At 71.0% G+C, this 25494-nt stretch carries 21 protein-coding genes and 1 pseudogene; 13 read left to right on the top strand and 9 right to left on the bottom strand.

What is annotated here, in order from left to right:
- Positions 1-11: 11 nt before the first annotated feature.
- Positions 12-707, bottom strand: a complete 696-nt coding sequence (gene shbA / locus BLA60_RS27300; RefSeq protein ID WP_281257482.1) for an RNA polymerase sigma factor ShbA — start codon at positions 705-707, stop codon at positions 12-14.
- An 85-nt stretch (positions 708-792) separates the two neighbouring features.
- Positions 793-1995: an endonuclease/exonuclease/phosphatase family protein gene (locus BLA60_RS27295; protein ID WP_154814637.1), complete on the bottom strand. Its 1203-nt coding sequence runs from the start codon at positions 1993-1995 to the stop codon at positions 793-795.
- A gap of 95 nt (positions 1996-2090) precedes the next feature.
- Between BLA60_RS27295 and BLA60_RS27290 the strand changes: the two genes are divergently transcribed.
- Genes BLA60_RS27290 through BLA60_RS27280 form a run of 3 tightly spaced genes read left to right on the top strand, consistent with a single transcriptional unit; the run spans position 2091 to position 4972 of the window.
- A complete protein-coding gene (locus BLA60_RS27290; protein WP_245812169.1) occupies positions 2091-2831 on the top strand; it encodes a TetR/AcrR family transcriptional regulator in 741 nt (246 codons plus the stop codon).
- A 44-nt stretch (positions 2832-2875) separates the two neighbouring features.
- Positions 2876-3772: an AurF N-oxygenase family protein gene (locus BLA60_RS27285; protein ID WP_075135856.1), complete on the top strand. Its 897-nt coding sequence runs from the start codon at positions 2876-2878 to the stop codon at positions 3770-3772.
- A 21-nt stretch (positions 3773-3793) separates the two neighbouring features.
- The gene (locus tag BLA60_RS27280) at positions 3794-4972 is read left to right on the top strand and encodes an RtcB family protein (protein ID WP_075135855.1); all 1179 of its coding nucleotides are present in this window, start codon (positions 3794-3796) and stop codon (positions 4970-4972) included.
- Positions 4973-5050: 78 nt separating this feature from the next.
- Here the strand turns inward: BLA60_RS27280 and BLA60_RS27275 are convergent, their stop codons facing one another.
- Genes BLA60_RS27275 through BLA60_RS27260 form a run of 4 tightly spaced genes read right to left on the bottom strand, consistent with a single transcriptional unit; the run spans position 5051 to position 9573 of the window.
- Positions 5051-7654: a VIT domain-containing protein gene (locus tag BLA60_RS27275; protein ID WP_075135854.1), complete on the bottom strand. Its 2604-nt coding sequence runs from the start codon at positions 7652-7654 to the stop codon at positions 5051-5053.
- Positions 7651-8256, bottom strand: a complete 606-nt coding sequence (locus BLA60_RS27270) for a helix-turn-helix domain-containing protein (RefSeq protein ID WP_075135853.1) — start codon at positions 8254-8256, stop codon at positions 7651-7653. Before BLA60_RS27270 ends, BLA60_RS27275 begins: the two co-directional genes overlap by 4 nt.
- 53 nt (positions 8257-8309) lie before the next feature.
- Complete coding sequence (locus tag BLA60_RS27265; protein ID WP_075135852.1) at positions 8310-8660, bottom strand: metallopeptidase family protein; 351 nt, start codon at positions 8658-8660, stop codon at positions 8310-8312.
- A gap of 4 nt (positions 8661-8664) precedes the next feature.
- The gene (locus BLA60_RS27260) at positions 8665-9573 is read right to left on the bottom strand and encodes a septum formation family protein (RefSeq protein ID WP_162293016.1); all 909 of its coding nucleotides are present in this window, start codon (positions 9571-9573) and stop codon (positions 8665-8667) included.
- Here BLA60_RS27260 and BLA60_RS46585 point away from each other — a divergent pair.
- From BLA60_RS46585 to BLA60_RS27250, 3 genes and pseudogenes are all read left to right on the top strand, one after another.
- A pseudogene (locus BLA60_RS46585) lies at positions 9527-10033 on the top strand (hypothetical protein); the annotation flags it as partial. The gene BLA60_RS27260 and the pseudogene BLA60_RS46585 overlap by 47 nt on opposite strands.
- Positions 10034-11386: 1353 nt before the next feature.
- Positions 11387-12265 carry a serine--tRNA ligase gene (locus BLA60_RS45735; RefSeq protein WP_170108413.1) on the top strand — a complete coding sequence of 293 codons (879 nt, stop codon included), beginning with the start codon at positions 11387-11389 and terminating at the stop codon, positions 12263-12265.
- Between the two features lie 204 nt (positions 12266-12469).
- Positions 12470-13342 (top strand): DMT family transporter, encoded by an 873-nt coding sequence (locus BLA60_RS27250; protein ID WP_075135892.1) that lies wholly within the window; start codon positions 12470-12472, stop codon positions 13340-13342.
- On the opposite strand, the gene lhgO is transcribed toward BLA60_RS27250, so the two are convergent.
- Together lhgO and BLA60_RS27240 are read right to left on the bottom strand one after the other, a co-directional pair.
- On the bottom strand, positions 13335-14525 hold the full coding sequence (gene lhgO / locus BLA60_RS27245; RefSeq protein WP_075135849.1) for an L-2-hydroxyglutarate oxidase: 1191 nt from the start codon (positions 14523-14525) through the stop codon (positions 13335-13337). The genes BLA60_RS27250 and lhgO overlap by 8 nt on opposite strands.
- Before the next feature lie 11 nt (positions 14526-14536).
- Positions 14537-15397, bottom strand: a complete 861-nt coding sequence (locus BLA60_RS27240; protein ID WP_075135848.1) for an SCO6745 family protein — start codon at positions 15395-15397, stop codon at positions 14537-14539.
- Positions 15398-15479: 82 nt separating this feature from the next.
- On the opposite strand from BLA60_RS27240, the gene BLA60_RS27235 reads away from it, so the two are divergent.
- From BLA60_RS27235 to BLA60_RS27210, 6 genes are all read left to right on the top strand, one after another.
- Positions 15480-16040 carry a TetR/AcrR family transcriptional regulator gene (locus BLA60_RS27235; RefSeq protein WP_075135847.1) on the top strand — a complete coding sequence of 187 codons (561 nt, stop codon included), beginning with the start codon at positions 15480-15482 and terminating at the stop codon, positions 16038-16040.
- A gap of 155 nt (positions 16041-16195) precedes the next feature.
- The gene (locus BLA60_RS27230) at positions 16196-16453 is read left to right on the top strand and encodes a hypothetical protein (RefSeq protein WP_075135846.1); all 258 of its coding nucleotides are present in this window, start codon (positions 16196-16198) and stop codon (positions 16451-16453) included.
- A 589-nt stretch (positions 16454-17042) separates the two neighbouring features.
- On the top strand, positions 17043-18398 hold the full coding sequence (locus BLA60_RS27225) for a lipopolysaccharide biosynthesis protein (protein WP_154814636.1): 1356 nt from the start codon (positions 17043-17045) through the stop codon (positions 18396-18398).
- An 11-nt stretch (positions 18399-18409) separates the two neighbouring features.
- A complete protein-coding gene (locus tag BLA60_RS27220) occupies positions 18410-19192 on the top strand; it encodes a glycosyltransferase family 2 protein (protein ID WP_075135844.1) in 783 nt (260 codons plus the stop codon).
- Positions 19185-19547, top strand: coding sequence for a DUF2304 domain-containing protein (locus tag BLA60_RS27215; RefSeq protein ID WP_075135843.1), 363 nt, complete (start codon positions 19185-19187; stop codon positions 19545-19547). Before BLA60_RS27220 ends, BLA60_RS27215 begins: the two co-directional genes overlap by 8 nt.
- Positions 19544-20434 carry a glycosyltransferase family 2 protein gene (locus BLA60_RS27210; RefSeq protein ID WP_075135842.1) on the top strand — a complete coding sequence of 297 codons (891 nt, stop codon included), beginning with the start codon at positions 19544-19546 and terminating at the stop codon, positions 20432-20434. The genes BLA60_RS27215 and BLA60_RS27210 overlap by 4 nt, the downstream gene beginning before the upstream one ends.
- 10 nt (positions 20435-20444) lie before the next feature.
- On the opposite strand, the gene BLA60_RS27205 is transcribed toward BLA60_RS27210, so the two are convergent.
- Positions 20445-22433 (bottom strand): DUF6541 family protein, encoded by a 1989-nt coding sequence (locus BLA60_RS27205; protein ID WP_075135841.1) that lies wholly within the window; start codon positions 22431-22433, stop codon positions 20445-20447.
- Between the two features lie 255 nt (positions 22434-22688).
- On the opposite strand from BLA60_RS27205, the gene BLA60_RS27200 reads away from it, so the two are divergent.
- Positions 22689-25487: a PQQ-dependent sugar dehydrogenase gene (locus BLA60_RS27200; RefSeq protein WP_342744779.1), complete on the top strand. Its 2799-nt coding sequence runs from the start codon at positions 22689-22691 to the stop codon at positions 25485-25487.
- The last annotated feature ends 7 nt before the right edge of the window (positions 25488-25494 follow it).

Genomic DNA, 25494 nt, shown 5'->3' with positions numbered 1-25494 from the left:
CAGCCCGGAGATCAGCGAACGACAACCCGGCGGAGTCGGCTCAGTGCGCGGTGTTGGGCGACGCGGACGGCGTCCGCCGTGGTTCCCACCGCGGCGGCGGTCTCCTGGGCCGTCATTCCCATGACCACTCGCATTATCAGAATTTCCCGCTGCCGGGGGAGCAACGTTCGCAACAATCCTCCGGTTTGTTCCACGAGTTCTCGTCGCAGCGCGATTTCTTCGGGGCTTTCCTCCACGTCGGGGAGGTCGGGGGTCTCGGCGGTGGGCAGCGAGCGGTCCCGGGCCGCCGCCCGGTGGACATCGGCCACCTTGTGGGCGGCCACCCCGAACACGAACGACAGGAACGGCCGACCCAGGTGCTGGTAGGTCGGCAACGCCCGGAACACCGCCAGGCACACTTCCTGCGCCACGTCGTCGGGCGTGTTCATCGGGCGGATCCGCCCCAGCTTGCCCCGGCAGTACCGAACCATGATCGGGCGCAGGTACGCGAGCAGTTCGTCGGTGGCAGCGGCGTCCCCGGCAGAGGCCGCCGCCGCCACCGCATCGACGTTTCCGCGGGTGACCGGTCGGGTCCAGCTCGGCGCCAGCTCGAGCTCGTAGCTGGCCAGTGTTGTTTCCGGCTCGACAGTGCCCAACATCGGTGCCTCCTGGTGCCCCGCGAGTGGTGGGTCACACCAAGAGAGCGCCTTCGGCGGGCGCAAATACACGTTGCGCGAAGTTGCTACCCCGATAAGCCGAAGTGTTGCCTGATCGAGTAATCCTGCCGGACGGGAGGTGGCTTACCGGTTACTGTCAGCGTCCGGAAACGCGCACATCTACCCGAACCAGGTGATGGTCGGAGGCGTCGTTGAGGCGGGCGAGTGGCGATCCGGTGACCGGCCAGAAGACCCCGCCGCCGGTCGGGACGAGGCCGCGTGAGGGAAGCACGTAGTCGACGCGGAGGTTGCCCGGCGCCTCGTCGTTGAAGTCGGCGGTGTCGAAGTACGCGGGCGTGCCGTGGCCGGCGTTCGCGCCGCCCTGTTCGTCGGCCGCGCGGTGGCCGCCGACGCTGCCCGGCCAGGTGTCGATCACCCTCGGCGCGTACAGCAGCTGCTGGATCGCGCCGGGCACGCTGTCGCCGTCGTTCGGGTCGGAGTTGTTGTCCCCGGCGACGACGAACCGTGCCCCGGGAGTCAGCCCGCCACGTCGACCGGCGTCGTCGTAGATGTAGCCGCCGCGACCGGGGGTGAGGTAGTCGGCCCAGAAGCGGATCTCGTCGTGGTTGCGGGTGCCGTTGCGGTCCTCGGGCCCGTCAAAGGTCGGCGGGGTGGGGTGCGAGACCAGGAAGTGCACGTCCGACCGGCCGATCCGGATCGGCACGTCCCAGTGCGACTTCGACGACAGCCGCAGCACGTCCAGGATCTCGGGGGAGTACCAGTCGCGCGGCGCGGGGGTCGCCGGGTCGTCGGGGAGCATCGCGCCCGGCATGTCGGCCCAGCGGAAGGTCTGGAAGGTGCGGGCGGCGCGCTCGTCGATCGGGTACTTGGACAGCACGAGCATCCCGTACTGCCCCTCGAACAGGCCGAAGCCGTGCGCGTCGTCCCCGGTACCGAGCCGGCCGTCCCGGTTGAGGTCGAACCCGGTCGGCACCCCGGTGTTGGCCGGTGCGGTGAACGCGTAGGGGTAGTCGATGGGCCGGGCGCCGTTCTGTCCGTGTTGTAAGTAGTTTTCGCGGAACAGGTCGGCGGCGGCGTTGTCCGGGACGTAGTCGAACTCGTTGATGAGCAGCACGTCGGGCCGGTTGCGTTGGATGACCTCGGCCACCTCGCGGGCCTGCGCGTTGTCCGGTGTGGACAGATCGGTGACGAGCTGGCCGGCGGCACCCCGGTTGAGTGAGGCGTTGAACGTGGCGAACCGGACGTCGACCGGTCGCTGGTCGGCTGCGGCGGCAGGGGCGGTGAGGACCCCGGCGGCCAGGGCGAGCGCGGGGAGCAGGAGCAGACGGGGGCGGATCATGGTGTCAGAGTGAACACCGCGTGAGGCGAGGTTGACCACCCCCAGGTCGGACCGAATCCGGTCCGTGAGCGGCGGTGATGGCATACCGTGAAATCGTGGTGGAATCCCAAGACGTCCCGGTCAGGGACGCCGCGAGAACTCCGAAGAGCGAGGCGACCAGGACGCTGATCGTCGAGACGGCGTTGCGGCTGTTCCAGGAGTACGGGTACGCGAAGACCACCATGCGGGCCATCGCGAAGGAGGCCGGCGTCTCGGTCGGCAACGCGTACTACTACTTCAGCTCGAAGGAGCAGTTGGTCCAGGGGTTCTACGACCGGATCACCGAGTTGCACGAGCAGGCGTGCGAGGAGGTCCTGCGCACCGAGCGGGCGTTCGGTGCCCGGCTGCGGGCGGTGATGCACGGGTGGATCGACGTGGCCGAGCCGTACCACGAGTTCGGCAAGCAGTTCTTCGTCAACGCGGCCGACCCGGAAAGCCCGCTGAGCCCGTTCTCGACCGAGTCGAGTCCCGCGCGGGAGGCCCAGATCGCGCTGCACCGGCGCGTGCTCGACGGCTCGACGGTGAAGGTCGACACCGAGCTGCGGCCCGAGTTGCCCGAGCTGTTGTGGCTGTACGAGATGGGCGTGGTGCTGTTCTGGGTGCATGACCGTTCGCCCGGGTGCCGCCGCACCAGGCTGTTGGTCGACCGGACGGTGCCGCTGATCGACCGGGTGATCGGCCTGTCCCGGCTGCGCCTGCTGCGCCCGGTGACCAGGGAGATCGTGCAACTCGTCGGTGACCTGGCCCGGCCAGACCTTGACACCGACGACCCGAACCGGGAACCTGACCGGAGGTAACTGTTACGCGAGGTAACACTTAGCTCAGGGGATGGTGATCCACGATGGCCCGCGTACGGCAACCGAAGGACCGAGAGGTCACCGCGGAGCGCCTGCTCGACTCGTCCGCCCGAAACTCCTATTCGCCCGACATCGACATCGACTGGGCGGCGCCGCTGGAGGACGGCAAGGCGTACATGCCGTTTGAGCGGGTGTCGTTGTACGGCACGGAGTTGTGGGATCGCCTCACGCCCGAGCAGCGGGTGGAGCTGTCGAAGCACGAGATCGCGAGCATGGCGAGCGTGGGCCTGTGGTTCGAGATCGTGCTCATGCAGCTGCTGGCGAGGTACATCTACGAGCTCGACCCGACCACCGCCCACGCTCAGTACGCCCTGACCGAGCTGGGTGACGAGACCCGCCACTCGATCATGTTCGCCAAGGCGGTCGCCAAGACGGGCGCACCGGCCTACGGCCCGAACCGCGTGGTCAAGGCGCTGGGCCGGGTGTTCGGCGGGATCGCCGCCGGCCCGCCGATGTTCGCCTCGGTCCTGGTGGCCGAGGAGACGACCGATCGGGTCCAGCGCTCGATGATGGACGACCCGAAGATCCAGCCGATGATCCGGATGGTCAACCGCATCCACGTCATCGAGGAGGCTCGCCACGTCCGGTTCGCCCGCGAGGAGGTTGTGCGCGGGCTGGAAGGTGTCGGCCGCGTGCGACGCGAGTTCTACCGGCTGGTCACCGCCCTGACGGCGTACGCCGTCGTCGACTGCATGATCCACCCGAGGGTCTACGCGGCGGTCGGCATCGACCCCCGCGAGGGCCGGCGCGCGGCCCTGGCCAATCCGTACCACCAGGAGAGCCGCCGGTGGATGTCGGAGAAGGTGGTCGAGTTCCTTACCGAAGTCGGTCTGATCGGCGGTCCGACGAAGAAGATCTGGAAACGCGGTTATATGATTTGAGCCCCGTTCTATGGTGGAACCATGCCATCCACCACGGTTACCGGGCAGAACGTCGACATTCGGCTCTGGACTCGACCCGAATCGGTCGAGCCCGAGGCGATGCGGCAACTGCACAATATTTCGGCCCTGCCGTGGGCGTTCAAGCACGTGGCCGTGATGCCTGACGTGCATTACGGAAAGGGCGCCACGGTCGGTTCGGTGATCGCGATGCGCGATGCCGTGTCGCCCGCGGCCGTCGGCGTGGACATCGGCTGCGGCATGACCGCGGTTCGGACGTCGCTGCGTGCCGAGGACCTTCCGGCCGACCTGAGCCGACTGCGCTCCACTGTGGAGCGTGACGTTCCGGTGGGCCGTGGTCAGCACAAGGCCACGGCGTTCACCGACCGCGACGCCGTCGACTGGGACGCGTTCTGGCGTCGCTTCGAGGGCCTGACGCCGACGGTGCGGGCGGACGCCGGCCGTGCGCTGCACCAGATGGGGACCCTGGGCGGCGGCAACCACTTCATCGAGATCTGCCTCGACACCCAGGGGCAGGTCTGGGTGATGCTGCACTCGGGTTCGCGGGGCATCGGGAACGTGCTCGCCCAGCACCACATCGAGGTCGCGCGGGGGCTGGCGCACAACCAGTCGCTGCCCGACCCCGACCTGGCGGTGTTCCTGGCCGGTACGCCGCAGATGGCCGCCTACCGGCACGACCTGTACTGGGCGCAGGACTACGCGCGCCGCAACCGTGCGGTGATGCTGCGCCTGGTGTGCGACGTGTTGCGCCGGCAGTTCCACAAGGTCGTGTTCGACGAGCCGATCTCGGCCCACCACAACTACGTCGCCGAGGAAACCCATTTCGGCGAGGAGGTGCTGGTGACCCGTAAGGGCGCCATTCGCGCCGGATTGGGTGACCTGGGAATCATTCCGGGTTCGATGGGAACGGGTTCGTACATCGTGCGCGGGCTCGGTAACCCGGACTCGTTCGAGTCCGCCTCGCACGGTGCCGGTCGGCGAATGTCGCGGACCAAGGCCCGTAAGCAGTTCACCGAGGCGGACCTGGCGGAGCAGACGGCCGGCGTGGAGTGCCGCAAGGACGCGGGCGTCGTGGACGAGATTCCGGGAGCGTACAAGGATATCGACGAGGTGATCGGAAACCAGACCGATCTGGTGGAGATCGTCGCGAAGTTGAAGCAGGTGGTGTGCGTCAAGGGGTGAGGGGGTGACGCGCCGACCGGCCGGAGAGGCCGGTCGGCGCGTCGTCACGTGGGTGACCGAGGTGGTGCCCATACCTGGTCAGTCTTTCCAGAAGGTGCTGCGCGGCGGTGGCTTCGGCTTGGACACCGTTTCCAGGGTCACCACGGCCATGAACCACAGCGAATCGGCCATGTTGGGGTTGTCGGTCGGTTTCGCGAGGTCGTTGGCGAGCACGGTCATCGAATGGACCGCCGTCGGTCGTTCACCGGTCTTGAGCCAGTGCTCCAGCAGGGGCTTGATACGCCCGGCCAGGGCGTTCAACTGCGCGAACCTGGTCCAGACGTCCTTGCTGGCCTCGTCGATGAGCAGGTTCCGTTCCCTGTTCGCGAAGACCGCCAGGGTGGGCAGAACCGCCGGTACGTCGGCCACCGGCTTCTCCGGCTCCGGCACGGACGGCTCGGGCGCGAGCGGGCTCGGGCCGCTCGGCGGCCGGACACCCGGGGGTTGCGGGATGGGCGACGGGAGCTTCGGCGTTCGACGAGCGCTGCCGGGCCGGTCAAGGTGTCCGGGCGCCTTCTCCGGGGCGAAACCCCCGCCGAGTCCGGCGAACCCGGAGCCGAACGCCAGCGCCCCACCGGACTCGGCACGGCCGGCCGGGGCAGCGCCCATCCGGCGGGCGGAGGCATAGCCCATGGCCTGGGCCGCGGGTGCCGGAGCGGCGGCGAAGGCCGAGATGGCCTCGGTCTCCCAACCACTGGGCAGGTCGACCGGCTGGGTCACGCGGTGGACCCTGCCGGATTCGTTGACCACACGTTCGTCGATGGCCACGAACGCGGTGAACCGCGACAGCACCCCGAACCTCAGCGACGTGGCGACGATCCTTTTCTCCAGCTCGGGCCGCTCGACGCTGCCGACGCCCACGACGTAGCGGTCCTCCAGGTCGCGGATCCGGGCCCGCGCCCACAGCGCGGCCAGCGCCGGGTTGTCGCTCGGGCTCGCGGTGACCGTCGTGCTCCAGCCATCACCGCCGGAGACCGTGAGGCCACCGGCCGGCGAGCCGGTGTAGCGACCGGTGATCACCGCCGGGGCGCCGTCGAACAGGTCGGGCAGGACCGTCGGGGCGAGCGAGTCGTCGTCGATCGCCAGGCCCTGGGGCGCCAGGCGGAGATCGGTCACCACGGCGGACGCGATCCGTCGGTGGATGTGGGTCATGGCGGCGTCCAGCCGGTCCTCGGACTCGACCAGTTCGCAGCGTCCGCTCGACCCGGCCAACCGTTGCAGGAAGGCCTCGTTGACCGCGGTGTCGATGCCGACCGTGTGGACCCTGACCCCGGTCAGCCCCGGGGTCAGCTCTCGCAGTAGCTGGTCCTCGTTGCCCACCTGCCCGTCGGTGACCAGCACCAGGACCCGGTCCCGTTCGGTGTCCGGGCCCAGCAGGGCGGCGGCCGTGGACAGGGGTTCCAGCATCTGGGTCCCGCCCTTGGCGTCCACGCCGGACAGGAACTCCACCGCGCGGTACCTGTTGCGGTCGCTGGCCTCCACCAGCCCGCTGGGCAGGGTCGGGGGAGTGCTGACGACGTGGTCGAACGCCAGCACGGCGAACCGGTCGGCGCTCCCGAGCGTGTCGACGATGCGTGCCGCCGCCCGGCGGGCGGCGACCATCTTCCAGCCGCCCATCGACCCCGAGCGGTCCAGGACGAGCACGACGTCTCTCGGTCGTGGGGGCGCCGGCCTCGCCGGGGGCAGGATCGTCAGCGCGAACGTGCCACCGGTGTCGGCGGCACTGCCAGCGACCCCGCCGGCGTCACTGTCGCTGTCAGGGCTGTTGCCCGTGTCGCTGTCACCGTCGGTGTTGTCGTCGGGTTGGTCGGGCCGGACGGCGAGTGAGGTCCGGATCGCGGACTCGTCGGCGAAGGTGAGCCTGAGCAGGAAGTCCCGGTCGGCTCGTTCGCCGGGGTCGAGACGCACCCGCAGGCCGGTGGGGCTGTCCTCGGTGGTCGCGGTGGCGTGCAGGCTGGTCGAGACGCCGGTCAGCGGCAGGCCGGCGGGGTCGACGTCGACCGCCACCGACAGCCGGACCGGGTTGGGGAACCCGGGCAACAGCACCGGTGGGCTGATCCGGGACGCGTCGGGCACCACGTCGGTGTCCGGGGCGACGCCGTCGCCGACCTGGTCGCCGCCGCGTGGCTGGCCGGGGATGAAGCGCGGCGCGACCACCAGCGGGAACCGGAAGGTGGCCGCGTTGTCCTCGTAGGACAGCGCGCCGGCCAGCGTCACCCGCACGCTGACCCGCTCACCGGGCAGGATGTTGCCGACCCGCATGGTGAACACCCCGGGCCGCTCCTCCTCGGCGATCGAGGCGCGTTTGCCCTCGGTGACGGCCTGGTCGTAGTCGGCCCTGGCCTGCTCCCGCTCCTTGAGGACACCGTCGACGGTCCGGCCGTCGGCCTCCATGCGCAGCGCGGTGACCGCCGCCCGGGGCGGCAGCGGGAAGACGTAGGTCGCCTCGAGCGGGGTGTCGTGCGGGTTGTGGAAACCCTGGGTGAGCTCGATGTTCGAGGCCAGACCGGTGAGCGCCGCCCGGACGTCGATCGAGTCGAGCGGCAGGTTGCCCTCGGCGGTGCGGAGGCAGCCGAGGCCGTCGTCGTCGGAGGGCCGCTCGGGTGTCTCGACCAGGTCCATCAGGTCGACACGGGGGTTCATGGGGAGTCCTTTCGGGGTGGGGGCGCGAGGCCGAGGCTGCCCAGCAGATCGAGCAGCGGCGCGGCGGCGGTCGCGATCGCGGCGAGCTCGTCGGCGTCGGGCGCCCGGGGGGCGGAGTCCAACGTGACGGTGACACTGTCACCAAGACGGATGGCGTGAAGGGGCGTGACTAAGTCCGGTGCCTTACTGTCAGCGACACTGTCAGCCTTGCTGGTGTCACTCGAATGTGCGGTGCGCCAGAACGCGTCGGCACGGATGGGCCGGGTGGGCCAGACCACGTCGATGCGCGGTACCTTGGCCAGGTCGGCGAGCTGGCCATTGGTGGCGCCGACGATCTGCTCCTGGATCTGCGCCAGTGTCTGGCCAGCCGACTGCAGACGCTTCACGGCGGCGAGTTGCAGCAGGTGACGCGGGCCGTACACGGCGCTGCGACCGCGCGTACCCACCGGCCGGTCGACCAACCCGATGGTGGTGTACCAACGGATGGTTCGACCGTTGGGCAGATCCCGGACGCGACCGTTGGTCTGGCCGTCGTAGTCGTCGGCCAGCAGTTCGGCGACACGCTCCGGGAGCTGCTCGAGGGTCCACAGCTCGTCGTTCATGCTGCCATCTTGACAGTGTTCGATGACAGTGTCAAGGTTGCAGTATGAACCGATCAGCCCCAGCCCAGCTCGTGCAGCCTCGCGTCGTCGATCCCGAAGTGATGGGCGATCTCGTGGACGACCGTGATGGCGACCTCCTCCACCACGTCGTCCTCGTTGTCGCAGATGTCCAGGATCGCCTCGCGGTAGATGGTGATCCGGTCCGGCAGCACGCCGCCGTAGTCCGAGGTCCGTTCGGTGAGCGCGACCCCGTGGTAGAGCCCGAGGAGGTCGGGCTGCTCCGGGTCCCGGTCCTCCACCAGCACCACGACGTTGTCCATCGCGGCGGCGAAATCACCGGGGATCAGGTCCAGCGCGTCGCCGACGAGTTCCTCGAACCGCCGCCGGCCCATCTCCACGGGCACGGCGTCACCGGCCGGGGCTCGACGGTGGGGCGGACTGCGACGGCGCGGGGGAGGACGGCAGCGGCGCCGCCTGCACGCTGCCGCGGACCGGCCTCAGCTGGCCGTCCTTCTCACGCGCGCCCACCTTGCAGTTCACCAGGTGCGAACCGGCGAGCCAGCTCTCCTTCTTCAGCGTGTCCGAATAGAGCGACAGCTTGTTGGCCTGCAGGTTCGCGTTGCCCGTGTACTTGTTGGCCACCGGAGGGCAGAGATCGACGAGCTTCTCCCGCTGAGCGGCCTCGCTCGGAAACGCCTTGGGGTCGAACGTGGTGCTCAGGTCCACCACGCCGACCACCTCGTAGGCGTGCGCGTTCTCACACGCGACGGGGTCACCCACCTGGCCCTCGACCAGGGCGAAACAGGTCCCCGGTTCATGCACGTTCGACTGGTCCTGCTCGGCGGCGGCTCCGGTCGTGGGAAGGAGGCGCTCCCCGGAGGGCGTGACACGTTGGATGCCGCAGCGCAGGCGCCGGTCGCCGTTGCCCCACTGCTCGGAGTTGGGCTTCAGCGCGCCGGCGGTGTACTTGCCGAACGGGTCGAGAGTGCCACCCAGGTACTTGGTGGCCTCGGCGGTGCACCTCTCGGTGACGATCTGCTGCCAGTCGGTCTCGGCCGGCGGCTTGGAGTTGGGGCCGTACTCGCCGCCGATCTCGACGTTGCTGGTCACCTCGAAGGTGTGTGGCTTCTCGCACGACACCCGCCGCATGTTCTGCGGCTTGTCGTGCGGCCAGTCCAGGCAGGCGCCACTCGGCGAGTCGAACGCCTCGGCCGCCTCCTGCGCGACGGTATCCGCCTTGCCCTCGACCGACACGGGCCACGAGAACAGCATGCTGCCGCTGAGCACGGCCAGCGCACCGATGAACGCCCCGGCCATGACCAAGCGGGTACGCATGGTGCTCCCCCGAGAGCCCATCGATCTGCCTCGTCCAGTCTTGCTGCCCATGACGGCGTCCATAATGCCAGCGTCGGTGGTGTGCGCAGGCGCCGAATCGCATTGTCCGCCCAAACCGGCCTCTGGATACGCTCCCGCGATGATCGACCTGAGGACGCTGCGTGAGGATCCGGAGCTCTTCAGGACCTCCCAACGCACCCGAGGCGAGGACCCCGCCCTGGTCGACGCCCTCCTCGCCGCCGACCAGCGCCGCCGCACCGCGGTCACCAGAACGAACACCCTCCGAACCGAACAGAAACAGCTCGGCAGACAGATAGCCCGGTCCCGAGGCGACCAGCGTGACCGTCTGCTCACCAGAGGCAAGGAGCTGGCAGCCGCTGTCCGGGCAGCCGCAGCCGCCCAGTCCCAGGCCGAGACCGCTGCCTCCGACCTCCACGCCCACCTCCCCAACCTCATCCACCCGAACACACCCCCAGGTGGCAGCGACGACTACGTCGTGCTGAAGGTGACCACCCCAACTACCGGGCGGGGCGGGCGGGCCGCGCCACCCGGAGAGGTCGCGCCGGCCGGCCGGGCGGCGCCGCCGGCGGGAGCGGCTGGGGCAGAGGCGCTGGATGGTGAGGTGTGGTCGGTTGGTGAGGCGGCGTTGGTCGGCGTAACCGGGCTGGTCGGCGTAACCGGGCTGGTTGGTGGGGCCGGGCAGGTCGATGGGGCCGGGCAGGTGAGTGGGGTCGGGCTGGCGAGTGGGGCTGGGTCGGTCGGTGAGACTGGGCTGGACAGTGGGGCCGGGCAGGTCGGTGGAGCCGGGCAGGTCGATGGGGCCGGGCAGGTGAGTGGGGCTGGGTTGGCAAGGGGAGCCACGCGGGTCGGCGGGGTCAGGTCGGTCGGCGGCGCTGGGCAGGTGAGTGTGGTCGGGCTGATCGGCCAGGCTGAGCTGGACAGTGGGGCCACGCGGGTTGGTGAGACCGGGTCAGTCGGTGGAGCTGGGCAGGTTGATGGCTCGGCGGTGGGTGGTGAGGTTGCGGCGGCGGATGAGCATGGTTCGGCTGGTGTGGGTGGGGCGGATCCGGTTGGTGGGGCGGCGCGGGCTGGCGAACCAGAATCGGCTGGTGGCGCCGAATCGGTCGGCGGCGGTGCGCCGGCATGTGCGGTTGGGCCGGTGGGTGTGGGTGGGTTGGCAACAGCGCCTATGAGTGGTGTCGGGGCTGAACCGGCTGGTGGCGCGGGGCCTGTTGGTGAAGCTCGGTCAGGTGGCGGTGGTGTCGGGCGGGTCGGTGGGGCTGGGCCGGTGGGTGGGCCTGAGTCGGCTGACGATGGTGGGCTGGCGGGTGATGCTGGGGCCACTGGTGATGCTGCGTGGGCAAGTGGGGTTGCGGCGGCCGGTATATCCGCGCGGGTGGGTGGGACTACGTCGGGCAGTGCGGTCGCGTCGGTGGGTGAGACTGCGGGGGGTGGCGGAGCTGTGTCTGTTGGTGAGGTTGGGTTGGTGGGTGGGGTCGGGTCGGTGGATCGGGCTGCGGGGGCTGGGGGAGCTGTGTCTGTTGGTGAGGATGGGGCTGCGCCGGTGGGTGAGGTGCTGTCGGTCGGTGGAGTCCGTGTTCCTGGGGCGGGGTCTGTTGGTGGACAGGTAGGTCGGGCTGAGACCGTTGGCGGGCAGGTGGTGGGGGAGGGTGAGTTCGCTGGTCAAGCGGCGTTCGTGGGCCGTGTCGGGCGGGCTGGTCAAGCGGGGTTCGGGGACCCTGTCGGGTGGGCTGGTCAGGGGGAGGTCGGTGGTCGTGTCGAGGGCGGGGGGCGAGTGGGGGCCGCCGGTTCGGTGCGGCGGGGGCGTGATCGACCGGGCGGTGCCGCGGGGCACCTGGAGATCGGTGGGCGGCTGGGGATCATCGACGTTGAGCGTGGTGTGAAGGTCGCCGGCGCCCGGGTTCCCTGTCTGATCGGGGGCGGGGCGCGGTTGGAGTTGGCTCTGGTGAACCTTGTGGCGGCACGGGCCGCCGACCGGGGGTTCACGGCCATGGCTTCGCCGGTGTGGGCGGGGTCGGGACAGGCGCATCTGGTGGGCTCGCCGCAGACGCCGCAGACGCCGCAGACGCCGCAGACGCCGCAGACGCCGCAGACGCCGCAGACGCCGCAGACGGCGCTGACAGCGCTGACGGCTTGGCATGCGGACGAGATCCTTGACCTGTCCGGCGGCCCCCGGCGGTATCTGGCCTGGTCGACGGGCTTCGGGCGGGAAACCGTGGCCGGTGGAGGGCTTGCGGGGGCGACGGTGGGGTTCGTTGTCCACTGTGCGCCGGGCGACGTCGAGGGTGAGCAGCGTCGGCTGCTGGACTGTCAGGAGGAGTTGCTTGTCGCTACCGGTGTTCCCTGTCGGGTGACCGACGTGCCCGCGGGTGAGCTGGCTCGGGCCTCGGCTCGCACCTTCGCCTGCGAGGTGTGGCTGCCCCATCCTCGGCGGCACCGGCGCGTCGGCTCGGTATCGAACTGCACCACCTACCAGGCGCGACGTCTGGCTATCCGTTGTCGGGACGGGCGGGGTCGGGTGCGCACGGCGGCCACCGTCACCGGGTCGCTGGAGCTGGGTGCCTGGATCGCGGCCCTGCTGGAGAACCATCAGTGGGAGGACGGCTCCGTCCGGTTGCCGGCGGCGCTGGGGGGCACCATCACGGGCCCGTGATCGGGGACTCGTAAATGGCTGGTGGTCCAGCGGGTGGCGTCGTAGCGTGCCCGCATGCATCGGACCTTCCCGATCACCCCACCTCCCCGCGGCTGAGCGGGGTGTGCTGACGGCGCGACCGGTGGTCGCGCCTGCTTGACATTGCTCGGTGAACGCCCCGCGGACGAGGACATCACCCTCTTCTGACGCTTGGGAGCGTTCATCTTGTCCATCGATTCCGCGCGGGTTTCCGCGCTGCTGTTGATTTGTGCTGGAGTTCTGTGGGGGACCGGCGGGATTGCCGGTGACCTTCTGCAGTCCGCGGGTGGACTGTCCGCGGTTGCTGTCGCCGCCTATCGGCTTCTGGTGGGCGGACTTGTTGCCACCGTCGCTGTTGGGCGCATGTTGCGGCAGTTGCGGGGTGCCGTGGTGTGGCGCCGGTTGGTGGTCACGGGAATTCTTCTCGCCGAGTTTCAGGTGGCTTACCAGATTTCCGTCGAACGGATTTCGGTGAGTTTGGCGACGCTCATCACCATTGGTTGTGTTCCCGTTTTCGTCGCGGGAGTCACCGCTGTGCGGGACCGGCGGCTTCCCAGCCGCCAGGTACTCGCCGCGCTGGCCGCCTCACTCGTCGGGCTCGGGCTGTTGTGTGGTGCGCCGGACGTCGGCGGGGACACCGTTCGCACCGTCGTCGGTGTCGTGACGGCGTTGGCGGCCGGGGCGGGGTTCGCGGCGTTGACGCTGGTCGCGGCGCGGCCGGTGGCGGCGCAGGGGGCGACCGTGTCCGTGGGACTCCTGCTCGGCGGGCTGCTGCTGACGCCGTTCGCGCTCGGATACGGGATGGTGCCGGTGCTGACGGTGGACACCGTGGCGCTCATCGGATACCTCGGGATCGTGCCCACCGCCCTCGCGTACGGGGCCTACTTCCTGGGGTTGCGGCGGGCGGGCGCCACGGCCGCCGCACTGTCCACCATGCTGGAACCGCTGACGGCCACCGTGCTCGCGGTGCTGTTCCACGGCGAGCGGATGACGGTCGCCGGTGTCGTCGGCGCCGTACTGATCGGGGGCTCGCTGATCGCCACCGGGCGCACTACCTGACCTGGTCGGCCACGTGACGCGCGATCTCCAGCGCACTGGTCGCCGCCGGCGACGGGGCGTTGAGCACGTGCACCTGGTTCGGTGCCGTCTCGATCAGGAAATCGTGCACCAGGGTGCCGTCGGGGAGCAGGGCCTGCGCCCGCACCCCGGCGTGCGCCCGCACCAGATCCTCCCGGCCGACAGCGGGCACCAACCGCGCCAGGCTCGCCGCGAACCGGCGGCGCGACAGCGAGCGGACCACCTCGTCCACCGCCGTCCGTGGATACCGGCGCGCCAGCCGCCACAGGCCGGGGAACCGCGCCGACTCCGTCAGGTCGCGCCAGGACACGTCCCGCCACCGGTAGCCCTCGCGGCGCAGGGCGAGCACGGCGTTCGGGCCGGCGTGCACCGAGCCGTCGAGCATCCTCGTCAGGTGGACGCCGAGGAACGGCAACGTCGGGTCGGGCACCGGGTAGATCAGGCCCCTGACCAGGTGTGACACCTCGGGGCGAAGCGTGAAGTACTCGCCTCGGAACGGCACGATCCGCGCCGTGGGCGTCAGCCCGGCCAGCCGGGCGACCCGGTCGCTGTGCAGGCCCGCGCAGTTCACCAGCGCGTCCGCCCGGACGACGTCAGTGCCGGTGCCGGTGCCGGTGGCGAGTTCGACCCCGCCGCCGGCGGTGGAGCGGATCGCACGCACCGGGGTGCCCAGACGCAGGTCCGCGCCGGCGGCCGTCAGGTCGCGGACCAGCGCCGCGCAGATCGCCGGGAAGTCGATGATCGCGGTCGACTCGACGCGCAGGGCGGCGACGCAGGCGACCTCGGGCTCGTACTCGTGGGCCTGCGCCGGCTGGATCAGCTTCGCCGGCACGCCGTTGGCCTCCGCGCGCGCCGCCAAGGCGTGCAGGCCAGGCAGCTCCGCCTCGCTGGTCGCGACGACCAGCTTGCCGCACACCGAGAACGGGACGTCGTTCGCCCGCGCGTAGTCCACAATGGACTTGTTGCCGGCCACGGACATCCTGGCCTTGAACGACCCCGGCTCGTAGTACAGGCCGGCGTGCACGACGTTCGAGTTGTGCCCGGTCTGGTGGGCGGCCCACCGGTTCTCCTTCTCCAACACGGTCACCCGCTCGCCCCGGGTCGTCAGCTCGCGCGCCACCGCGAGCCCGAGAATGCCGCCGCCCACCACCGCCACATGTCGCACGATCAGTGAGGCTACTGCCGGCGCAGGCCCAGCGTGCTGCTCGTCGGCAGCATTCCCGTCCCGACCACCGCCATCGTGATCGGCATCGCCAGTTGGGCCAGGCGGCCGACGGCCGGCGCGCCGACCGCGCGGTACGGGCCGGCGGCCAACTCGTCGGTGAGGCGTTCGACCTCGTCCCGCCCGGCGCGGCCGGCGTCGGTCGCCGTGCCGTCCCGGTCCAGCCAGCCCCGTTCGGCCAGGCGCTCCTCGGCCGCCGACCACGCCGACGCCGACCAGCCCCGGCTGGCGAACACCGCCACCGGCGCGGCCCCGACGGCGGCGAAGGACACCAGCGACTCGACCGGGTCGAGGCCCGAGGTCAGCAGCGCGGCGACGTGGCCGTCGCCCCGGTGTTCGCGCAGCACGGTCGCGGCGTGCCACAGCACCAGGTGCGGCTCGTCGGGCCAGGGAAGGTCGGCGTTGGCGGCGGCGAGCGGCCGGCCGGCGGTGGTGGCGGCCTCGGCGAGCCGGCGGGCGATCGTCGCGGCCTCCGCCAGGTCCGGGGAGTCGACGCGGTCGCCGAGGATGGCGCGCAGTGCCTGGTCGACGCCGTGCCGGCGGGCGTCGAGCACCTTCTCCGGCGCGGCGACCCGCCAGGCGGCCGGGACGTTCGCCCGGACCATGTCGGGCGCGAAACTGTAGAACGTCGAGGTCACCAGCTCGGGGCCGGCGGGGCCGAGGGGGGCGGCGCGCCAGGCGAAGTAGCTCGGCCACCTCGGCTCGGTCGCATACCCGAGGCCGGCGGCGCGCTCGAACACCTCCGGCGCGTAGTAGAGCGTGGCGTGGATCGGTTCGAGCAGTTGCCACAGCTGGCGTACGAGACCCAGTTCCATCGGTACCTCCCGCAACTCATCTTGTCACCGACAAGTTAGCGGGTCCGCGATGATTTAGCCAGTGACAAGATATGCTGGTCAGGTGACGAGGACCACGTACCACCACGGCGACCTGCACCGGGTACTGATCGACGCCGCACTGGAGCTGATCGCCGAACGCGGGCCGAACGCGGTCAGCCTGCGCGACCTGGCACGAGCCGCCGGGGTGTCGCACGCCGCGCCGGCACACCACTTCGGCGACAAGGCCGGCCTGTTCACCGCGATCGCGACCCAGGGTCAGCTGCTGCTCGCCGACCGGCTCGCCGCCGACCTCGCCGACGGCCGCGACCTGCGACGACTCGGCGCGAGCTACGTCCGGTTCGCCGCCGACCACCCGTCGCACTTCGAGGTCATGTACCGCCCGGACCTGTACCACCAGGACGACCCCGACCTGGCCGCCGCTCGAACCCGCGCCGGCGACCTGCTGCGCTCGGCCATCCCCGGCGACGGCCGGGTGGCCGACCGCCGGATGCTCGCCGCGTGGTCCATCGCGCACGGGTTCGCCACCCTGCGCCGCACCGGCAACCTCGACCGTCTGCTCGCCGGCAGTGACCCGGACACCGAGTTCGCCGAGATGGCGGGCCTGCTGGACCTCACACCCTGACGGAGGTCGCGTACACGATCGGTTGACATGTGCGCTGAGTGGTCGATTTGTGTGCGAAGAGTCACCAATATGGGGTGCGGATCCGGTGGGTCGCACCCAAGGGGCGCCGCCCGACCGGGTCCTTCGTGTCGATCATGAGAGATCAGGGAGCGCGGATGGCTGTGTACGAGACGGAGATCCACACCGGTGGCGGCGGCTGGCAGGCCGACGAGCCGCTGTCGGTGACCATCAGCAACCGGGCAGACGTCGTCGCGCAGGACGCCCCGCCGCCGACCGGAACCGCGGTGACATGGAGCAGCCCCGCGGCCGGCAACGGCAGCGTGACCTTCTTCGACGACGGGTCCCGCTTCGAGGGCACCGCCCAGTTCCCCAATGAGGGGCCGGTCGGCTACCGAGGCCAACTCCAGGGCTGACCCGACGCCACCTGGGCCGGGCTGGTTGAGCTGGAACCGGTGTGGACCAGTGCTCGCCGGGCTGCAGCCGGTGGGCCGGGGCTGCCAGGCCGGAGCCGACCGGACCCGAGTCCGGTGGTCGGGGCTGGCCGAACCGAGGTTGAACCGGGGTCTGCTGACCGAGCACCTCCGGTTCACCGATGCGGTGGGCTCGCCGTTTGTCCTCGGTGGGGCAGAGACCGCCCGAACCCGTGCTGGCCGGGTTCGGGCGGACCGAGGTCGGCTGGTCTGGGTTCGGGCGGGCTGGGGTTGGCTGGGCTGGGACCGGTTGGGCCGGGGTTGGCCGGGTCTGGGTGCGGTTGGGCCGGGTTGGCTGGTCTGGGGTTCGGGTCAGGCCGGAGTTGGCTGGGCCTGGGTGCGGTTGGACTGGGGGGTTGGTTGGGCAGGCCTGGGTTCGGTTGAGCTGGGGTTGGCTGGGCCGAGTTCGGTTGGGCTGAATTCGTTGGGCCGGAGGATGTGGGGGCGAGGCGGCCGGGCCGGAGTGCTCGCGTCAGGGGCGCCACTGGCTCCCTGGCGCGGGGTCGGGTTCGGGGTTCTCTACCGTTGGCGCGTGGTTAGCCTGCGACAGCGGTTCGGGCCGGCGCTCTACATGGGTGGAGGGCTGGCGCTCGTTGGTGCCGCCGGGTTCGGGTTCGTGTCGTTGGCCGGGCACACGTTGCCGGCGGTCGAGTTCGCCGCGATCACGAACTTCTACCTGATGGTCAACATCATCGGGCCGGGGTTGTTCTCCGCGTTGGAGCAGGAGACCAGCCGGTCCGTCTCGGCGGGGCTGGCCGGGGGGAGGGCGCTCGGGCCGATCGTCGGGCACGCCTGGAAGTTGGCGGCGGGGCTCCTGGCGGCGGTACTCGTCGTCCTGCTCGCGGTGTCCGGGCCGTTGACCGACGCGGCGTTGGCAGGGACCTGGGGACTGGTCTTCGCGGTGTTGCTGAGCGTGGCCACCTCGGCTGCCGTGTACCTCGTGCGGGGTGTTCTTGGCGGGACCCAGCGGTTCAACGGCTACGCGGCCACGCTGGGTGCCGAGGGTCTCGCGCGGATCCTGCCCTGTGTGGTGATCGCCCTGTCGGGAGTTCCGAACGCGGTCGGCTACGCACTGTTCTTCGCGGCCGGCTCCGGGGTGGGTGCACTCGCCGGCCTGCTGTGGCTGCGCCGCCCGTCCGCCACCAGCGGGCCGTCCGCCACGAAACCGACGGGCACGGCAGCGGCGACAACGGAAACAACGCCGGACGTACCGGAGGCGTTGCCGGGGGCCGGGCGGGAGATGGCCCGGGGCTTCGCCTTCCTCGTCGGTGGCACCGTCCTGATGCTGGTCGTGATGAACGTGGCGCCGATCGTCATCACGCCCCGGTTGGGTGGTGACGCGGCGACCGCCGCCGCGTTCGGGTCGGCGTTCGTGCTCGCGCGGATTCCGTTGTTCCTCTTCGCCCCGGTGCAGGCGATGTTGCTGCCGGCCCTGACCAGGGCGGCGACCCGGGGCGAGTACGGCGAGGTCCGCGCCACCCTGCGCAAGATCCTGGTGGCCGTCGCGGCCATCGGGATCCCGGGGGTGGCGGCCTCCTTCCTGGTCGGCCCCTGGGCGGTGCAGGTGGTGTTCGGCGCGGACGTCCGGCTCTCCGGGACCGTGGTGGGGCTGTTGGGGCTGAGCACCATCGGGTTGATGGTGGGGCAGGTGTTGCAGCCGGGGCTGATCGCGCTGGGGCGGCACCGGTCGGTCACCGGCGCCTGGTTGCTCAGCGCGGTCGTGCTCGTCGGGTTGCTCGCCCTGCCGGGGGACCCGATCCGGGCCGGTGTGACCGCCCAGCTCGCCGGGGCGGCGTTGGTCGTGGTCATCATGCTGGTGACCCTGTCGCGCGCGCTGGGTAACCGGCCGGCCCCGACCGGGACGTCGGCTGGCGTCGCTGCCGTCTAGTCTTGGGAGCCGTGTCAAGCAACGCGTCCGCTGTACGCGCGCTCATCGTGGTTCCCGCCTGGAACGAACAGCTGACGGTGGGTGAGACCGTCCGGGAGATCCGCGACGCCACCCCGGACCTCCAGGTCCTGGTCGTCAGCGACGGCTCCACCGACCACACCGCGCTGGTGGCCCGTGACGCCGGCGCGCTCGTGCTCGAGCTCCCGTTCAACCTCGGCGTCGGCGGCGCCATGCGCGCCGGCTTCCGCTACGCGGTGCGCCACGGCTACGACGCCGTCGTGCAGGTCGACGCGGACGGGCAGCACGACCCGTCGGAGGTGCCGGCGCTGCTCGCCAAGCTCGGCGAGGCGGACGTCGTCATCGGGGCGCGGTTCTCCGACCGGTCCGACGAGTACCGGGTTCGGGGCCCTCGGCGGTGGGCCATGGTGGTGCTCTCCAAGGTGCTGTCGATGCTGGCCAAGACCAAGCTCACCGACGCCACCTCCGGGTTCAAGGCGACCGGCGGCCGGGCCCTGCCCGTGTTCGCCGAGCATTACCCGGTCGAGTATTTGGGTGACACGATCGAGTCGTTGGTGATCGCGTTGCGTGCGGGGTGCACGGTGACGCAGGTGCCGGCGCGGATGCGGCCCCGGCGGGGTGGCAACCCGTCGCACCGGCCGATCAAGTCGGCGATCTACCTCTTCCGCGCCGGCTTCGCCCTGCTGCTGGCGCTGATCCGCCGGTGGGACCTGCCGCCGGCGACCCTGCCGGCGCCGGTCGAGGCACCGATCAAGGAAGGCAGCTCCCGTGAATAGCACCACCTACATCGTCGGGCTGGTCGCCACGATCCTCATCCTCGCGGGCATCGTGGAGCTGCTGCGCCGCCGCCAGCTTGGCGAGAAGTACGCCGTGCTGTGGCTGGTGGTCGGGGTCGTCCTGCTGATCTTCTCGATCTTCCCGAACCTGCTGCCCTCGCTGGCCGACGGGCTGGGCGTGCAGCTGCCGTCGAACCTGATGTTCTTCGTGGCGATCGTGTTCCTCGTCGGGGTCGTGCTGCACCTGTCGTGGGAGGTCTCCCGGCTGGAGAACGAGACCCGCAAGCTCGCCGAGGACCTCGCGATCCTGCAGCTGGAGGTCGCGCAGCAGAAACGGGAGAACGTGCGCGAATGACCACGCTGGACATCATGATCCCGTTCTACGGCGACGTCGCGCTGCTGCGTGAGGCCGTGGGCAGTGTCCTGGAGCAGGACGACCCGCGCTGGCGGCTGACGGTCGTCGACGACACCGACGACCCGGCCGTGCCGGAGTACTTCGCGGGCCTGGACGACGACCGCATCCGCTACCGGCACAACCCCACGAACCTCGGCATCACCGGCAATTTCAACCGCTGCCTGGAACTTGTCGAACACAAACTGTGCACGCTCATGGGTTGTGACGACCGGATGCTGCCCAACTACGTCGGCAGCGTGCTCGCCGTCTGGGCCGACCACCCCGACGCCGGCCTGATCCAGCCCGGCGTGCGGATCATCGGCAGCGACGGCCGGCCGAGAAAGACCCTGGTCGACGAGGCCAAGCGGCGCGTCTACGCGCCCAAGGTCGAGGGCCGCCTTGAGCTGTCCGGCGAGGACCTCGCGGTGAGCCTGCTGCGCGGTGACTGGTTGTACTTCCCGTCGCTGGTCTGGCGCACCGAACTGCTCGCCGGTCTGCGTTTCCAGGACGACCTGCGGGTCATCCAGGACCTGGCGCTGCTGGTGGACCTGGTGGTGGCCGGCGCGACGCTGGTCGTCGACGAGACCCTGGCCTTCGAGTACCGCCGCCACGAGGCCAGCGAGTCCTCGGCCTCCGCGTTCGACGGCTCCCGGTTCACCGAGGCCGGCACGTTCTTCACCGAGACCGCCGACCGGATGGCCGCGCACGGCTGGCCCCGGGCCGCCCGGGTGGCCCGCCGGCACCTGTCCTCGCGGCTGTTCGCGCTGACGATGCTGCCCCAGGCCCTGCGTCAGCGGGCCGGCGTCGGCCAGCTCACCCGGCACGTGTTCGGGTCCGGCCGGGCCTGAGGGACCAGGCTCAGCCGGCGTCCTGCTGGGACGCTGTGCCGCACGCGGTCAGCCGGTACAGCTTGTTGCCGCCCTGCTCGTCGACCAGCTCGAAACCGGTGCCGAAGCGCGGGTCGTTGACGCCCGAGTAGTACTTCCACTTGCCGTCCGACGGCCGGAACTCCGCCTCGCCGACCAGCAGGTAGTCGACGCCGAGGTCGGTCGCCGCCTGGCAGACCAGCGGGTCGGTCGCCGCGTTCTCCATGTTGTTGGCCAGGTACTCCTGCTCGGGGCTGTGCTCGCCCCGGAAATGCGGGAACAGCACCTCCCGGTCACCGAGCGCCCACAGCATGGCGCTGCCGTTGAACGGGTTGCCGGCGATCAGCGCGTCCTCGGGGACCTCGTCGGCCACCCGTTCGAAGAACTCCCGCATGTCCGGGGTGGTCAGCACGCCCGCCGGACGTGGGTTGTAGCCGGCGGAGATCCGCTCCTGGCGGTCCGACGGGTAGAGCCCGCCGGTGGCCGCGACCAGCACCACGGCCAGCGCCACGGCGATCCCCGCCGAGCCGGCGGCGGCGACCCGGGAGCGCCAGCCGGCGCGCTCCTCGGTGGCCGAGAGGACCTTGGCGGTCAGCAGCAGGATTCCGCCGACGGCCAGCGGCACGGCGGTGATCGGGATCATCGCGGCCAGCCGGTGCGAGTCGTTGTACCAGTAGCCGGTGAACTTCTGGGTGTCCGGCCGGTTGATCGCGGCGGTCAGCACGTAGAGGAACGTGGTGGCCAGGTGGCCGGCGACGATCAGCCGCAGGTTCGGGTAGCGGCGCGCGGCGAAGAACCCGACGATCACCAGCGCCGAGAGCAGCCACAGCGCTTCCTTGTTGTGCGTGGCGTTGAGCGCGACCTCACCGACGGCGTTGGCCGGGGTCTCGAACGGCGGCCAGAACTGCTTGCGGGTCGCGGCGAAGGCCGGGGTGGTCGCCGCCCAGTACCAGCCGCCGGCGGCGACCGCGACGAACAGCACGGACTCGATCGCGCCGCGTGCGGTCCGCCCGGCGCGGTGCAGTTCCCAGGCGCGGACGAAGATCCGCGCGGCGATCGGGAAGATCGAGAGCACGGCCACCGAGAACAGCACGTTGGGGTGGGCGAACCCGGCGGCGACCAGCGCGACCACGAACATGATCCACGCCCGGCCGACGCCGATCGCGTCGTCGCGGGTCCAGCGGGTCAGGGTGAACACGACGGCCAGCGCGGCCGGCGCGAACGACATGCCGAGCAGGTTGGGCCACAGCACGCCGAAGCCGAGCAGGTCCCACGGGAACGCGGTGAACCCGACGCTGACCACGCCGGTGACGGCCAGCGCCGCCAGATTGCGGCCGAACAGCTGGCGGACCAGCAGCAGGCAGGCCAGCGGCCAGACGACGATCGCGCCGACGAAGGTCACCAGGTTGGCGGCCACCGGGATGCTGGTGCCGGTCGTCATCATCACCAGCGAGGCGACGTCGTGCCAGCCGGCCGGGTAGAACGCCGGCGGGACCTCGGGGTTGCCCAGCGTGCTGAGGGTGAGCGAGGACGCCTGGTGGGAGTCGGCGATGTAGGCCAGCGCGTTGTAGTGGAACAGCGCGTCGTAGGTCTGGGACAGCGCGTCCGGGGAGCTGACGGCCCCGCCGATGGTGATCGCGCCCAGGACCAGGCCGGGAACCCAGCCGGCGAGCGCGGCGAGCGAGAGCCGGCGCGGGTCGGGGTCGGCGGTGAACAGCGCGCGGCGGCGCAGCGGGAACGCGACGGCTCCGGCGACGGCGACGGTGGCGGCGCTGGCGACCAGCGCGATCCACACCGACCAGTCGATGCCGAGTTTCTCGGCGACGACCGCGGTCGAGGCGATGATCGCGATGCTGGTGATGGGGGCCAGGCCGAAGGCGGCGATGCCGCGCAGGCCGATGGCGTAGCTGACCGCGAGCCCGGGAAGGAGCAGCCAGGCGATGGTGACCAACGCGATCGGGACGGCGTCCAACCAGTTCATCGAAGGAATGACCTCTTAATTCCATCGGCCGTGGGAAACACGGCGCGGACCTCGGCGGGATTCTATGAGGTCAGCTGGTCACCGGCGCGGTGGTACCACCTAGGCTGCCGCCAGCGCCACGTCCGCGCAGGCAGCGGTGGGTGACCCGGTGAAACGACTTCACTTGATCGTGCGATGAGGACCGAGGGCGCTACTGCGCGTTCAACTACGAATCTCGGTGGGGGCTCGGCGATGGCGGTTACCCGGCGACGGGCTGTGCTCACGCTGGTCGGGGCGGTGGCGGGCGCGCTGCTGGTGGCGTTGCCGGGCCAGGTGGCGTCGGCGGCGCCGGTGCTGGCGCCGGACTTCGTGCTGCGTGACGTGCCCACCGGTCTGCGTGCGCCCAACGGCGCCGACCCCGGTGACATGCTCACCGACTTCGCCTACCTGCCGGACGAGAGTCTGCTGGTGACCGGCAAGTACGGCCGGGTCATGTGGGTGCCCCGGTCGGGCGCGCCGCGCGAGGTCGCCGTGGTGGCCACCAACGGTGCCGGTGACCTGGGGCTCAACGGCCTGGCGGTCGCGCCGGACTACGCGACGTCGCACACGGTGTACACGGCCCGTGCGGTGACCGCGACCGGTGACGGCGCCGGCGCGAACGGGTTACTTCGGGTGAGTGCCTGGACGGTCACCCTGGGCGGTGACGGCGCGCCGGCGGGTCTGACGGGGGAGCGGGTCCTCCTGCAGATGTCGGCCGACAGCTACATCCACGGCATCTCCGGGCTGGTCGCCGCCGACGACGGCACGGTGTGGGTGTCGGTGGGCGACAGCGCCGACTACCGGACGACCGACCCGCTCGCGTTACGCGCGCTGGACCCCGACGACCCGCACGGCAAGCTGCTGCGGATCAACCCGGACGGTTCCGGGGTGGCGACCAACCCGTACTACGACGCGGCCCGCCCGCGCGCGGCCCGTTCGCTGGTCTACGCCAGCGGGTTCCGCAGCCCGTTCCGGTTCAGTCTGGAGCCCGGCACCGGCCGGCCGATCCTCGGTGACGTCGGCAACGGCCGGCACGAGGAGATCGACCTGGTGGCGCGGGGCAACAACTACGGTTGGCCGTGCTGGGAGGGCCTGACCCGCACGCCGGGGTTCCGTGACCTGCCGGAGTGCGCGGGGGTGGCGACCGCGAGCCCGCTGTACAGCTATCCGCACGTGGGTGGCAGCAGCGTGACCGGCGGCGTGGTCTACACCGGGACGAGCTATCCCGAGAAGTACCGGGGGCGGTACTTCTTCGGGGACTACACCGACAAGATCGTCTGGTCGCTGGGTTACGACGAGCGCGGCCAGGTCACCGCCCCGCCGGAGACCGCCGGGTTCGGCACCGGCCTCGGCGCCCCGGTCAAGTTCGCCAGCGTGCCGACCGGCGGCGACATCATCTACGCCGACATCGCGTCGGCCACGCTGCGCCGGATCGTCTACTCGCCGGGCAACGCCCCACCGGTCCCCGTCATCAAGTCCACTGTGGACGCTGACGCCCGCACGGTCGCCCTCGACGCCACCGGCTCGACCGACCCCAACGGCGACCAGCTCACCTACACCTGGGACTTCGGCGACGGCCAGACCGGCGAGGGCGCCACCGTCAGCCACACCTACCCCGCCGGCCGCGACAGCGCCGAGATCACCCTCACCGCCCGCGACCCGGGCGGCCTGACCGCCACCACCACCGCCACCGTGCACCCCGGCAACCATCCACCGGCGCTGACCCTGCGCGCCCCCGACCCGGCCAGGACCTTCGCCGTCGGGGACGTGGTGGCCGCGTCGGCCACCGCCACCGACCCCGAGGACGGCCGCGTCCCGGTGAGCTGGTCGACGATGGTCGTGCACTGCGCGGCGGTCGCCGACTGCCACCTGCACCCCGGCGAGCAGCAGCAGGGCCCGGACTACCGGCTGACGTTCGAGGGCCACCCCGGCGACAGCCGCATCGAGGTCACCGCGATCGCCACCGACGCCACCGGCGCGACCGCGACCGAGACGTTCACCGTGCGGCCCAAGCAGCGGCGGGTCACGGTGGACTCGACCGTGCCGGCGGCGTTCACCATCGGCGACGAGGAAACCTCCTCCGGCCTGTTCACCGTCGGCACCCCGCTGACGGTGATCGCGCCGGAACGCGCCCTGGACGGCGTGGCGACGTTCGAACGCTGGGCCGACGGCGACACCTCGCGGGTGCGCCAACTGACCCTGCCCGACGCCGACCAGACCATCGCCGTCGAGTACCTGACCCCGATCGACCGCCGCTACGCCACCGACGAGGCGCTGCGCACCGGGCTGGGCGCGCCGACCGACGTGGAGCAGGGCGACCCGACGGTCCGCTGGCGCCCGTACGCGCACGGCCGGCTGTACTGGTCGCCGGAGACCGGTGTGCACGCGCTCAACGGCGCGATCCTCGCCAAGTACCTCACGCTCGGCGGTCACCTGTCGCTCGGCCTGCCGACCACCGACGAGACCGCCGGCCGCGACGGCACCGGCCGGTTCAACCTGTTGAGCCGCAACCAGGGCATCTACTACCACCCGCAGACCGGCGCGCACTTCGTCGTCGGCGCGATCCACACCCGCTACCGGCAGATGGGCGCCGAGGCGTCGGTGCTGCGCTACCCGACCACCGACGAGGGCGGCGCGGCCACCGGCCGGTTCAACCACTTCCAGTCGGGGTCGATCTACTACACGCCGACCCACGGCGCGCACGAGATCTTCGGCGCGATCCTGTCCCGCTGGAACGCGCTCGGCGGCGCGCCGGGCCTGGGCTTCCCGATCTCCAACGAATTACGAACCGCCGACGGCCAGGGAACCTACGAGAACTTCCAGTACGGTGCGATCTACTGGTCGGCGGGCACCGGGGCGTGGGAGGTCGTCGGCGCGATCCGTAGCCGGTGGAACGCGCTGGGCCGGGAGCAGTCGTATCTGGGCTACCCGACCAGCGGCGAGTTCGCCGTCGCGGGCGGCCGGCGGTCGAACTTCCAACACGGCTACATCACCTACGACGCCGCGACGGGTCGGGCCACCGACCGGCGGTACTGACTCCGCC

Origin of the sequence: Actinophytocola xinjiangensis (genome assembly GCF_001921215.1) — a bacterium.
Taxonomy (GTDB): domain Bacteria; phylum Actinomycetota; class Actinomycetes; order Mycobacteriales; family Pseudonocardiaceae; genus Actinophytocola; species Actinophytocola xinjiangensis.
This window is presented reverse-complemented; position numbering and strand designations above follow the sequence as displayed.